The organism is Paenibacillus sp. PCH8 (assembly GCF_002968835.1).
Lineage (GTDB): Bacteria > Bacillota > Bacilli > Paenibacillales > Paenibacillaceae > Paenibacillus.
The window spans coordinates 645,689-658,159 of record NZ_PKQK01000003.1 but is presented as its reverse complement, the minus strand read 5'-3'; the positions used below and the strand labels follow the sequence as shown (position 1 = coordinate 658,159).

Here is a 12,471-nt window from a genome sequence, read left to right as displayed (position 1 = left end):
GACTTTGTTACTTGTGGAAAGAAGCAACGAAGAGTTTTTGTACAAAACTGAAAAGGCGATTTCGTTTTGTCCATTGAGCTGGAAGGTAGCCTGATTTATGATAATATTCGATAATGATAATCAATATCATTAAATGACTGGAAATCATGTACATGATTCAGGGGAGAAATAGGAATGAAAAAGGGAATACGAAATACGGCAGTATTATTAACAGTGACATGGTTATCTATCCTTCTGCTGGCGTGTGGGAATCAAAGCTCAACACCAGCTGCGGGCACCGAAGACTCCAGTGCAACTGCGGAAACCCAAGCTAATGGAGCGACGACCGATCAGGAAAAGACTGCGTCGGATGACAGTCAAGATGGTGAAACCCGAATGTTCAAAGATTGGACGGGCCATGACGTTAAGGTCCCTGTAACACCGAAACGTGTCATCTATCATGGGGAAGTTACCGGAGATCTGCTCGCGCTTGGCGTAGTTCCCGTGGGCTTATTGCGTCAGGAAGGGACTGTATATGAAGATCAGGTGGCTCAGGCGGAAGATGTAGGATTCCCTTTAAATGTTGAAAAAGCACTTGCATTGAACCCAGATCTAATCATTTTCTCCAATAGTGACGAAGCACAATACGATCAGATCTCGAAGGTAGCGCCGACGGTGACGTTTGATTCATTTGCAACCGTGGAAGATCGTATGCGAATCCTTGGCGATTTGTTGAATAAAAAGCAAGAGGCTGAGACGTGGATCACAGCTTACACTAAAGCGACCCAAGAGATGTGGCAGCAGCTTCATGAGAACGGGTTGAGAGAAGGAGAAACGGCTTCGGTATTCACCATGTATCCGGGGAATCGCTTGTTTGTCATGGCGGGTGCAGGATTGCCACAGTTTTTGTATGGAAAAGACGGGCTGAAGCCAACCGCAGAAATCCAGAAAGTATTGGATGAAGGGATGGGTTTTGCCGAGATTGCAGCTGAAAAAATGACAGAAGTCGCAGGTGATCGGATATTCATCCTCGACCCTGAAACGGATGATGCCAAGCAGTCCACCAAGGACTTGCTGGATAGTACAATCTGGAAGAACCTTCCTGCAGTAAAAGAAGGAAAAGTGTATCATTTTGATATTGTAAAAGCTTCGGGTGATGCCCTCTCCAGGGAATGGTTGTTGCAGGAGTTGCCAAAACAGATGATGCAGTAAGAAATGCCGATCTTAACGAAGAAGAGCTTACAACTTGTTGTTGAAGCTCTTCTTTTTGCTGATTGCAAGTCGATCTGGATTATTAATCAAGGCTCACTTATAATCAGAGCATACCGAATAATGATAATTATTCTCAACATAGTTACGAGGTGAACCAATATGCATTCGTTAGATGCAGATCGGGGAGCGTTGTTCTTTTCAGCATTTATGTTTCGGCTGAATGATCTGGAACAACGAATGGAGCAACCAGATCAGGTCATGCTGGAGGTGGAATGTAAGAAGCACACGTTTTTGATCTGTGAGGAAGGGGAAGGTCACTTATATATTGGACATGAGCGGTTGGCGTTTAGTGCCGGTTGTGTATATCCGCTTTCTCCTGGTGAAGCGTACCAGATTGAACATGGACATTCGCCGGAATTGAGATACATGGTCATGACGTTTGATGTAATACATGTGCTCGTTGATGATCCAGAGCAATATACACGGTCTGTATTTGAAAAGAGAGATCAATTGTACGGCTACCCGTATGCTCCATTAAGTGGAGTGCTGGAACAGTTATACGCCATACGGATATATAAAACGGATGCCGAATACAGTCATCGAAATACACTGTTTCAGAAATGGATGGAGATCATCATCTCCCGGTACACTTCACCCCAAACGGAGCAAAGTATGGAAGATAGAATATTCAGTACGATCCAGTATGTAGATGAGCATTATGCTGAGGAAATCACAGTACAGAAACTGGCGCGGCTCGCCGATATTCGACCCGCACAATACACAACGTTGTTCAGACAACGAACCGGGCATAAACCTCTTGATTATGTCAATGATGTACGAATACAGCATGCCAAGGACTGGCTGCGCAAATCGGATGAACCGCTTCGAGATATAGCAAGCCGTGTGGGATTTAAGGATGAGTATTATTTCAGCAGACGATTTCGACAAATGACTGGATTGTCCCCTCGGCAGTATGATAGGTCCATCCAGCAGAAGACTTTAGTGCAGGATTGGTTGGGGCATGACGTCATTATTCCTGCGAGTCCAGAGCGAATTATGTATTATGGAGATTCCGCTGGAGACCTGCTTATGCTGGGGGTACGGTTACTTGGAGATCAAGTATACGATGCCGTTGCCCCGGTAAATGTGGAAGAGGCGGTCAAGATGAAGCCGGACCTGATTATTTTTGATAGTAGCAACGAACAACAATATGAACAATTCGCTCGCATAGCGCCAACGCTGGCTTATAACTCTCATGCAACGCTCGCAGACCGGATTCGCAGAGTAGGGAGTTGGTTTGGCAAATTACCTGAGGCTGAGCAATGGCTGGCTTCCTATGAGGAGCGCACGAAACAGATGTGGGAGAAGATCCGTATATCGGTCAAGCCTGGGGAAACGGCATCTGTATTTGCATACCACCGAGGTGCACGATTGTTTGTTATGGGCAATATCGGTCTGGCTCCGCTATTATACCACCCGATGGGATTCAAGCCTGTGGGCAAAGTGAAGGAGGCACTCGCAGCGGGCAGAGCTTACAAGGAAATCTCTGCTGATGCGGTCAGGCACTATGCGGGAGATCACATATTTGTCATGCTGCCTGAAGAAGTTGTTGCCAGACAAGCCACGGAGAGACTGATGCAGACTCATGCATGGACAGAACTACCCGCTGTGAAGGATGGACAGGTGTATCCAGTGGAGGAGATGGTCTGGAATTTGAGTGATGCGCTGACAAGCAACCAACTATTAACGCTTCTGCCTGAATTATTGTGCGGTACTTCGTAGCGAAAACAAGTTGCAGTCCTTCGGATGATCAAGCTATGATAGCAGATATTACGGTTCAGAGGAGTGCTTGGTATGACAGAACAACAAGGGGAAATGCGTGTAGCCCTGATTCAGGGCAATATTCAGCTCGGAGACCCTGAAGCTAACCATAATCATATGCAAATGTTGCTTGAACGAGCAGTAGAGCAATACCCGGATCTGAAGCTGGCGGTGCTTCCAGAGATGTGGAATACAGGCTATGCTTTGTCGCAAATTCATGAACTCGCTGATCCAGACGGTCAGAAATCAAGAGAGTGGTTGTCTGCTTTTGCCCGAAAACATCAAATTTCTATTGTTGGCGGCTCGATTGCTGAGAAGCGCGACGGACAAATTTTCAATACAATGTATGCGTATAATAGCGAAGGAAAACAAGTTACAAGATACGATAAATTACATCTGTTTCGACTGATGGATGAGGAAAAATATTTACAGCCTGGCGCGGAACCAGAAATTTTCGAATTGGAGAACGGGCTTACCGCGGGTGCATCCATCTGTTACGACATCCGATTTCCGGAACTCGCTCGTACTTTAGCTCTTAATGGAGCTAAGGCGTTAATTGTACCTGCGGAATGGCCCAATCCGCGTTTGCATCACTGGCGTACCTTGCTTACGGCACGAGCGATTGAGAATCAGATGTACGTGATCGCATGTAACCGTGTGGGTAAAGGGGGAGAGACCGAATTTTTCGGTCATTCGCTCATTATTGATCCATGGGGCGAGATTGTGGCCGAGGGCGGCGAAGAGGAAGAGATCGTGACCGGATTCATCCGACCTGCCCTTGTAGACGAGGTTCGTGGACGTATTCCGGTATTTGAAGACCGCAGACCCGGTGTTTATTTTGGCGGTAATTAAATAAGAGAATGGTTAGGGAAGTGTTTATTCTTCCAGGAGGCGGGTAATGATAACTATCCCGTCACCAAGGAGGATGATCAATCAATGGACAACCATGTGAAAGATACACTCAGGAGATTGGAACAGGATAATACAAGGGAAGATCACTTTAGAGCATTCTTAGAGAACGGGGCAGGAGGGCTATCACCCCCTGATTCAACCGTTCAGGACGAAGGCCGAGTAATGAATCAGCAAAACAGGCTGACGAGTGATCGTAATTTGCGAAAATAAATATTTGTGATTAGACATGAAGTTCTCTTATGTACGTTGTCTACGTTAACATATAAAATAAGCAAGCTCGTAAGAAAGTAAAGTATTCCAGCAACACTGTAATGGAACGAGTTACTGTGATTGCGTGAGGCATCATGTGAGACGTTGTCTTGCGTACGCAGGAGTAGAGTGCACAACAAAGGCTTGGCCCATAGGGGTCAAGCCTTTGTTGTGGTTCAGTAGTATAGCTGCACTCGTATAAAGGAGCCTTCTTCACTTAATCTCCCTGCGAGAGTTCAGCGACAGTCTGCTGGAACGTATGGATGAAGGCCTCGGCTGCTTTTGACAGCACTCTTCCTTGACGATAAGCGACGACCAGTGTCCGGCTTGGTGTTGGCTCGGCAAGCGGCACATAGACGGGCACGAATTCACTGCGAGGTGCGCGGGCAATAAAGCGTGGAACCAGCGTAATTCCCATACCTGTGGCAACCAGCGACTGAACGGTCTCAATGTTCGTACTCTCAAACACCACTTTAGGATCAAAACCGGCCTGCTCACAGAGGTCAAATGTAAGTTTGCGGAAGCCCTGCCCTTTCTTCAATACAACAAAGGGTTCGTCACGAAGCTCGTCGATTCGCACAGGCTGCAAATGTTCGGGATGTCCCCGATGTGCCAGAGGGTGATTCGGGGGAACGGCCAGATCAATCCGTTCTTCTCCAATCGTTACATAAGACAAGCTGGGCTCCTGTAAAGGGAGGGAGAGCAGGCTCAAGTCGGCTTTGCCGCTTGCCGTCAATTTTTCGAGTGTAAGCCCGGAGTCTTCCAGTAAGGTTACTTCAATCTCTGGATAGGCTTTTTGAAACGCAGGGAGAACGTGCGGAAGTAAATGCGAGCCAGTGATGGGCATGCTGCCAACGACGACTTTACCTTTGCGCAACTGAGAAATGTCTGACATTTCCTGTCTCAATAACTCCACCGCATCCACAATCTTCTGTGCCTGTTCTACAAAAGTTACTCCTGCATGTGTCAGCTCCACAGCACTGGTGTTCCGTTGGAATAGCAGTACGCCCAATTCCCTTTCAAGCTTCGATAGCTGTTGACTCAGGGAAGGCTGGGCAATGTGCAGCTTCTCTGCTGCTCGGGAGAAATTCCGTTCGGCTGCGATTTGCAGCGTATACTGAAGTTGTCTGAATTCCATATCAACATGTCATTCCTTTCGTTATGCGACCATTATATCATTACAGATGAAGAAATCATTATTTTGCTAAAGCGGTTGCACTGCTTGGTCAGAGCTGGTATACTATTCTTGAAAACGCTTAATGATATAATCTTACCCGGGTATAAGCAAATGATCGTTTTCAAAAAAACGCAGTTGTACAGTTTCTGTCTATGTTCCTATTTTAAATGCACTTATTCTTTTTCGTTTATATAATTGAATATCCATTCATCCAACGATGGCGTGTTACTGTTCGGCAGGCAAGACCTAGATTGGGTGGGAAAGATTTTTTTCCTACCCTTTTTAGGTCTTTTTTTGTTCCCAGTATATCAGAAGGCGGAGGTACACCATGAATCATAAACAATTAGCCCAGTCGATTACGGAGCTGGTTGGTGGCAATGATAATATCAACACGGCCATTCATTGCTCCACAAGGCTGAGACTTACACTGAAGAATTCGGATGTGGCAAAAACCGAAGAAATCAAAAAACTGGATGGTGTCATCGGTGCAGTAAACAGTGGCGGACAATACCAGGTGATTATCGGTAATGATGTCGGATACGTATACAATGAACTTATTAAGATTGTGGATACCAAGCAATCCGATGGAGTTCAGGAAAAGCAAAAAACGGATTACAGTCCCAAGGGTCTGTTTAACATCTTTGCCAGTGTGATCGCAGGCATATTCCAGCCGATTATCCCGGCTATCGCAGCTTCAGGAATGTTGAAGGCGCTGTTGCTGTTGGCAACGGTCACGGGAGTGATGTCCAAAGAGAGTCAGACCTACACTGTACTGAGTGTAATGGCGGATGCGGCGTTCTATTTCCTGCCCGTTCTGCTGGCCTATTCCAGTGCTAATAAATTTAAGACCAATCCTTTTGTAGCTGTCCTGTTCGCGGGGATTATGTTACACCCCAACATGATCGGATTACTTGGAGGGGAAGATCCGGTGTCCTTCATCGGACTACCTGTGGCTTCCGTTCAATATGCAACATCCGTTGTACCGATTATTTTAACGGTCTGGTTCATGTCTTATATTGAACGTTTCGCGGACAAGATCTCACCAGGGCCCGTTAAGATTTTTCTAAAGCCGTTAATCGTTATTCTTATCGTGGCTCCGATCGCCCTCATTGTACTTGGCCCTCTGGGTATGTATCTTGGAACAGGCATGTCCAACCTGATTTACTGGATTCAGGACAAGATCGGCTGGTTAACTGTCGTAATTATGGCGATATTGATGCCGCTTATTGTCATGTTCGGTATGCATAAAGTGTTCTATCCTATTATTTTCGCGGCACTGGCTTCACCTGGATACGAGACACTGGTACTGGTCGCCATGCTGGCGTCCAATATGGCACAGGGAGCCGGGGCACTGGCGGTATCGTTCAAAACCAAGGATGCCAAGCTCAAACAAGTTGCCTTGTCTGCCGGGATCTCTGGCGTGTTTGGTATCACCGAACCGGCGCTATACGGGGTGCATTTAAGACTCAAGAAAACGCTGTTTGCTTGTATGATCGGTGCCGGAATCGGGGGGTTGTTCGCAGGTATTGTGAGCCTCAAGGCTTATGCTGCTGTGGGGCCGGGGATTGCATCGATGCCGATGTTTATCAGTGAAGACAACATGAACATCGTCTATGCCATTATTACCATGCTAATCTCATCCATTGTCGCGTTTATCGCGGTATATATTATTGGATTTCAGGATGTTACCCCAGCGGCAGCTTCAGTAGCGGGCCCAACGGTTGACCAAGTGGAAGATAAATCTGTAATCAAGCCAGCAGTCCAGATCAAATCGAAAAAAGTGGTATTTGCTCCACTGGAAGGCACAGCAATCCCATTACGAGAAGTGAAGGATGAGGCTTTCTCACAGGAAGCTATGGGACAAGGTATGGCCATTCATCCAAGTGTTGGCAAGGTGTTTGCCCCGTTTGATGGGACCGTTGAGACGGTGTTCCGTACCAAACATTCCATCGGTCTGAGATCGGTGGAGGGGGTTGAACTTCTGATTCATGTAGGATTGGATACGGTGAAACTGAAAGGCCAGCATTTTGATGTGAAGGTTACCGAAGGAGAACAGATTTCCCATGGTCAACTCCTGATGGAGTTCGACCTTGCAGCAATACAGGCCGCAGGATATGACACCACGACCCCTGTCATCGTGACTAATTCATCAGATTATCTGGAGGTATTAGGCAACGAATCAACACAAGTGACGGGACCGGAGAAACCACTGATTACGGTGTTATAACCGCTGAAATATGAAGGAGAGGCAGGCAACCGGATATGGAAGTCATAAAAGTACTGAACTCAAGTGTTGTTCTCGCCAGACGTGGCGAGGATGACAAGGAAATTATTGTGATGGGAAAGGGCATCGGCTACAAGAGTAAACCGGGAGATGTCGTGAGTGAGGATGAGATCGAGAAGATCTATGTCCTCGAAAATGAAACGATCTCTTCAGATCTCACTGCCCTGATGAAGGAAACGCCAAAAGAATATCTGATTCTGGCTGATGAAATCATCTCTCATGCCAAGCATACATTGTCCCGACATTTGAGTGATCATCTTTATGTCTCATTAACGGATCACCTCTATATGGCAATGAAGCGATTCAAGGACAACATGACGATCCAGAACCGAATGCTGTGGGAAGTGAAAAAGTTCTATCCGCAGGAGTTCAGTATCGGGTTGCATGGGCTGTCTCTCATTCAAAAACAGCTTGGTCTCTCCCTGCCTGAAGAGGAAGCGGCCAATATCGCCTTTCATCTCGTTAATGCACAGCAGAATGATGACAATATGAATCAGGTCATGCTGATGACCAATACAGTCAAGGATGTACTCAATATTATAAAAATTCACTATCAAGTGGAGCTGGATACACACAGTATCAACTATTCACGCTTTTTGACCCATTTGCAGTTCTTCATTCAGCGGCTCTTTGAACATAAAACATTAAATACGCAGGATCATGAACTGTTTGAGCAGATTGCTAACAAATATCCGCTGGAAGAAGCGTGCGTACTGTTAATCAAGGATTATATCGAAGCCCGGTTTGAACATACGATCTCCAATGAGGAGATGATGTATTTGATTATTCATATCAATCGGGTCATGAGTCGCAATTAAGCAAGAATTCAAAAGTTAAAGAATTAATCCAAGGAGGAGTACACAATGACCAATACAACCAGGACGTTTCCAGAAGATTTTCTATGGGGAGGGGCAATCGCTGCCAATCAGGCCGAAGGAGCCTGGGATGTGGACGGCAAAGGTCTATCTACAGCCGACATTGCGATCTATCGAAAAGGTGTTGCAAAGAGTGAGTATAAGAAACACAATGCGATAACTGAAGAACAGATCAAGGCTGCGATGGAGTCAACCTCGGATAGAGAATATCCGAAACGCAGAGGCATTGATTTTTACCACCGTTATGAGGAGGATCTGGCCCTGTTCGGGGAAATGGGTCTCAAAACGTTACGCTTATCTATTGCATGGACCCGAATTTTCCCTAATGGCAATGAAACAGAGCCGAATGAAGCCGGTTTGCAGTTCTATGACCGAGTTATTGATGGCATGCTGAAACAAGGAATTGAACCATTGATTACGTTGTCCCATTATGAAATGCCGATGTATCTGGTGAATCATCACGGGGGATGGACGGATCGCAAAGTCGTAGATTATTTTGTTCACTTTTGCAAAACCGTGTTTACTCGCTATAAGGACAAAGTGAAGTATTGGATTACATTTAATGAAATTGACAGCATTGTTCGTCATCCGTTTACCAGTGGTGGTATTGTTCCGGAGCGTTTTGCGAATGTGGAGCAGGCTGTATATCAGGGGTTACATCATCAATTTGTAGCGAGTGCGCTCGCAGTGAAATACTGTCATGAGATCATTCCAGGCTCCCAGATCGGATGTATGCTTACCAAACTCACGACATATGCACATACATGTAATCCAGAGGATGTATTGGCGGCTTCACGGGACAACCAGTTCAATCTCATGTTCACGGATGTTCAGGTTCGTGGGGCATATCCCTACTTTATGAAAAGATTGTTCGCTGAAAAAGGAATCGTGCTGGATATGCACGAAGGGGATGAAGAGATTCTGAAAGTGCACACCGTGGACTTTATTTCTTTCAGTTATTATATGTCCCTGGTATCGAGTGTGGATGGTGACCGATTGGAGCAGGTGAGTGGTAATACTACTGGAGGGGTGAAGAATCCATACCTCCAAACCAATGATTGGGGCTGGCAGATTGATCCGGTAGGTCTGCGAATCTCACTGAATGAACTATATAGCCGGTATGAGGTACCCTTATTTATCGTCGAAAATGGGATTGGAGCGGTAGATACGATTGAAGCTGATGGTAGCATCCAGGATGATTACCGGATTGATTATTTCCATGCCCATCTGGAACAGATGCATGAAGCGATTCTTGACGGGGTCGAGTTGTTGGGTTATACGAGTTGGGGGGTTATTGATCTGATCAGTTATTCTTCTTCAGAGATGGAGAAAAGGTATGGTTTTATCTATGTAGATCAGGATAATGACGGCAATGGAACACTGGAGAGAAAACGCAAGAAGAGTTTCTATTGGTACAAAGATGTGATTGCGAATAACGGCTTGTAATACGTTAGTAGGACAAGTCCTCTCATAAGTCATCATTGAACGTGATGTTCATCTAATGAGAAAGTAGGAAAACAGCTCTGAATTCAGGGCTGTTTTTTGTGTTCTAGATAAAAGCATTGACAGAGAAGAAGCGGAAACGTAGTATAAGACTTATATGATAATGATAATTGTTATCAATTAAAACCTATGCATGCAGCAGTGGTTTATTTGTCTTTCCCTCATTATAGGTTAAACCTATTACATCTATAGATATTATATCTTGGAACAATGAAGGACAGGGTGATATATTTATGTCATTCAAGAGCTTCACTTTTAGAGGAAAACAAGAGGCTCTTCCAAGGAACGAACTTATAATGAGGTGAAAATGATGAGTAAAAAAACGATGTTTGAGAAAATTTGGGAAAATCACGTAATTCATCAAGAAGAAGGTAAACCAAGCATTCTGTATATCGATCTGCATCTGGTACACGAAGTCACTTCTCCGCAGGCATTTGAAGGACTTCGTCTGAGTGGACGTAAAGTTCGTCGCCCTGAGCTGACATTTGCGACAATGGATCACAACGTTCCAACGAAAGACCGTTTCAACATTACAGATCCAATCTCGAAACAACAAATCGATACACTTTCGCAAAACTGTCGTGATTTCGGCGTTAAATTGTACGATCTGGATACAATCGACCAAGGCGTTGTACACGTTATGGGACCTGAGCTTGGTCTCACTCACCCGGGCAAAACGATTGTATGTGGTGACAGCCATACATCCACACACGGTGCGTTTGGCGCATTGGCATTCGGGATTGGAACAAGTGAAGTAGAGCACGTTATGGCAACCCAATGTTTGCAGCAAGCGAAAGCCAAAACGATGGAAGTTCGTTTTGTGGGCAAACGTAATCGGGGAGTAACGGCGAAGGACATGATTCTTGCAGTAATTGCGAAATACGGTACAGACTTTGCAACAGGGTATGTTATCGAGTACACAGGCGAATCCATCCGTGAGTTGAGCATGGAAGAGCGTATGACGGTCTGCAACATGTCCATCGAAGGTGGAGCAAGAGCAGGCTTGATCGCTCCGGATGAGACGACATTCGAATATCTGCGTGGACGTGAGTACGTACCTACAGATGCCAAGTTTGATGAAGCTGTAGCAGGTTGGAAACAGCTTGTAACAGACGAAGGTGCTACATTCGACCATGTGGTTGAAATCGATGTAGAAACATTGATTCCGCAAGTCACTTGGGGAACAAGCCCTGGCATGGGAACCGACATTTCTTCGAAAGTTCCTGTTCCGGCTGAACTGCCTACAGAAAACGAACGTAAAGCGGCTGAAAAAGCGCTTGAATATATGGGTCTTGAACCGGGAACACCAATCGCCGAGATTCCAATTGATTATGTATTTATCGGTTCTTGCACCAATGGACGGATCGAAGATCTGCGTGCAGCAGCACAAGTAGCCAAAGGTCACACCGTATCCAGTCAGGTTACAGCGATTGTTGTACCGGGCTCGGGACGTGTTAAAATCCAGGCAGAACAAGAAGGTTTGGATAAAATCTTTACGGAAGCCGGATTTGAATGGCGCGATGCGGGATGCAGCATGTGTCTGGCGATGAACCCGGATGTATTGAAGCCAGGACAACGTTGTGCTTCGACTTCCAACCGTAACTTTGAAGGACGTCAAGGACGCGGAGGACGTACGCATCTGGTATCTCCAGCAATGGCAGCAGCAGCAGCGGTTAAAGGTCACTTTGTAGATGTACGGGACTGGAATTTCAAAACAGAAACAGCGATCTAATAAGTAACAACAGAAGGGAGAACGGATCATATGGAAGAATTCAAAACACTGCAAGGCATCGTTGCACCGGTAGACCGGGTCAATGTAGATACAGATGCAATCATTCCTAAACAATTTTTGAAACGCATCGAACGGACGGGATTTGGACAATTTTTGTTCTACGAATGGCGTTTCGACGAAGAGGGTAACAACATTCCTTCCTTCGAATTGAATAAACCCCGGTATGAAGGGGCATCCATCCTGATCTCTCGTGCCAACTTTGGTTGTGGGTCTTCTCGTGAGCATGCACCATGGGCAATTATGGACTATGGATTCCGCTGCGTGATTGCACCATCGTATGCAGACATCTTCTATAATAACTGCTTCAAGAACGGGATCTTGCCGATCAAGCTGTCAGAAGAGCAAGTTGAAGACTTGTTCCAGCGTACAGCGACACATGAAGGTTATGAGATGAATGTGAATCTGGAGAACAAAACGATCACGGATGCTTACGGTCTGCATATTGATTTTGATCTGGATGAACATCGTCGCCAATTCCTTTTGCAAGGATTGGACGATATCGGGCTTACCCTTCAACATAATGATGAAATTGATGCTTATGAACAACGCCACGCGGCAAAACTGTTTGGTTAGACGGTAAAGTATCGGACAGTAAAAAGCTTCTGCCTCCCCAATAGGAACAACGTTCCTATGGGGGGCAGAAGCTTTTTGTAATTTCAGAAGCTAA

The 12,471-nt window shown here is 45.7% G+C and carries 10 protein-coding genes; 9 read left to right on the top strand and 1 reads right to left on the bottom strand.

Annotated elements, in window-relative coordinates; genetic code table 11:
* Positions 1–174 precede the first annotated feature (174 nt).
* The 4 genes from C0Q44_RS20195 (at position 175) to C0Q44_RS20180 (ending at position 4,134) form a co-directional block, all read left to right on the top strand.
* The gene (locus C0Q44_RS20195; protein ID WP_105409033.1) at positions 175–1,191 is read left to right on the top strand and encodes an ABC transporter substrate-binding protein; all 1,017 of its coding nucleotides are present in this window, start codon (positions 175–177) and stop codon (positions 1,189–1,191) included.
* A gap of 159 nt (positions 1,192–1,350) precedes the next feature.
* Positions 1,351–2,973 (top strand): AraC family transcriptional regulator, encoded by a 1,623-nt coding sequence (locus C0Q44_RS20190; protein WP_105409032.1) that lies wholly within the window; start codon positions 1,351–1,353, stop codon positions 2,971–2,973.
* A gap of 72 nt (positions 2,974–3,045) precedes the next feature.
* A complete protein-coding gene (locus C0Q44_RS20185; protein WP_105409031.1) occupies positions 3,046–3,864 on the top strand; it encodes a carbon-nitrogen family hydrolase in 819 nt (272 codons plus the stop codon).
* Between the two features lie 84 nt (positions 3,865–3,948).
* A complete protein-coding gene (locus tag C0Q44_RS20180; RefSeq protein ID WP_105409030.1) occupies positions 3,949–4,134 on the top strand; it encodes a hypothetical protein in 186 nt (61 codons plus the stop codon).
* A 256-nt stretch (positions 4,135–4,390) separates the two neighbouring features.
* Here the strand turns inward: C0Q44_RS20180 and C0Q44_RS20175 are convergent, their stop codons facing one another.
* A complete protein-coding gene (locus C0Q44_RS20175) occupies positions 4,391–5,311 on the bottom strand; it encodes a LysR family transcriptional regulator (protein WP_105409029.1) in 921 nt (306 codons plus the stop codon).
* A gap of 367 nt (positions 5,312–5,678) precedes the next feature.
* Here C0Q44_RS20175 and C0Q44_RS20170 point away from each other — a divergent pair, with 367 nt between their 5' ends.
* The 5 genes from C0Q44_RS20170 to leuD all read left to right on the top strand — a co-directional run bounded on the left by C0Q44_RS20170 (position 5,679) and on the right by leuD (position 12,377).
* Positions 5,679–7,577 carry a beta-glucoside-specific PTS transporter subunit IIABC gene (locus tag C0Q44_RS20170; protein WP_105409028.1) on the top strand — a complete coding sequence of 633 codons (1,899 nt, stop codon included), beginning with the start codon at positions 5,679–5,681 and terminating at the stop codon, positions 7,575–7,577.
* Between the two features lie 35 nt (positions 7,578–7,612).
* Positions 7,613–8,452, top strand: a complete 840-nt coding sequence (licT, locus tag C0Q44_RS20165; protein WP_105409027.1) for a BglG family transcription antiterminator LicT — start codon at positions 7,613–7,615, stop codon at positions 8,450–8,452.
* Between the two features lie 45 nt (positions 8,453–8,497).
* A complete protein-coding gene (locus C0Q44_RS20160; RefSeq protein ID WP_105409026.1) occupies positions 8,498–9,955 on the top strand; it encodes a glycoside hydrolase family 1 protein in 1,458 nt (485 codons plus the stop codon).
* A gap of 367 nt (positions 9,956–10,322) precedes the next feature.
* A complete protein-coding gene (leuC, locus tag C0Q44_RS20155; RefSeq protein ID WP_105409025.1) occupies positions 10,323–11,744 on the top strand; it encodes a 3-isopropylmalate dehydratase large subunit in 1,422 nt (473 codons plus the stop codon).
* Positions 11,745–11,774: 30 nt separating this feature from the next.
* Positions 11,775–12,377 carry a 3-isopropylmalate dehydratase small subunit gene (leuD, locus tag C0Q44_RS20150; protein ID WP_105409024.1) on the top strand — a complete coding sequence of 201 codons (603 nt, stop codon included), beginning with the start codon at positions 11,775–11,777 and terminating at the stop codon, positions 12,375–12,377.
* The last annotated feature ends 94 nt before the right edge of the window (positions 12,378–12,471 follow it).

What these genes read in the sequence shown, in the direction of transcription:
- C0Q44_RS20195 (WP_105409033.1), top strand. Translation starts at nt 175, where the DNA reads ATGAAAAAGGGAATACGAAATACGGCAGTATTATTAACAGTGACATGG.
- C0Q44_RS20190 (WP_105409032.1), top strand. Translation starts at nt 1,351, where the DNA reads ATGCATTCGTTAGATGCAGATCGGGGAGCGTTGTTCTTTTCAGCATTT.
- C0Q44_RS20185 (WP_105409031.1), top strand. Translation starts at nt 3,046, where the DNA reads ATGACAGAACAACAAGGGGAAATGCGTGTAGCCCTGATTCAGGGCAAT.
- C0Q44_RS20180 (WP_105409030.1), top strand. Translation starts at nt 3,949, where the DNA reads ATGGACAACCATGTGAAAGATACACTCAGGAGATTGGAACAGGATAAT.
- C0Q44_RS20175 (WP_105409029.1), bottom strand. Translation starts at nt 5,311, where the DNA reads ATGGAATTCAGACAACTTCAGTATACGCTGCAAATCGCAGCCGAACGG.
- C0Q44_RS20170 (WP_105409028.1), top strand. Translation starts at nt 5,679, where the DNA reads ATGAATCATAAACAATTAGCCCAGTCGATTACGGAGCTGGTTGGTGGC.
- licT (WP_105409027.1), top strand. Translation starts at nt 7,613, where the DNA reads ATGGAAGTCATAAAAGTACTGAACTCAAGTGTTGTTCTCGCCAGACGT.
- C0Q44_RS20160 (WP_105409026.1), top strand. Translation starts at nt 8,498, where the DNA reads ATGACCAATACAACCAGGACGTTTCCAGAAGATTTTCTATGGGGAGGG.
- leuC (WP_105409025.1), top strand. Translation starts at nt 10,323, where the DNA reads ATGAGTAAAAAAACGATGTTTGAGAAAATTTGGGAAAATCACGTAATT.
- leuD (WP_105409024.1), top strand. Translation starts at nt 11,775, where the DNA reads ATGGAAGAATTCAAAACACTGCAAGGCATCGTTGCACCGGTAGACCGG.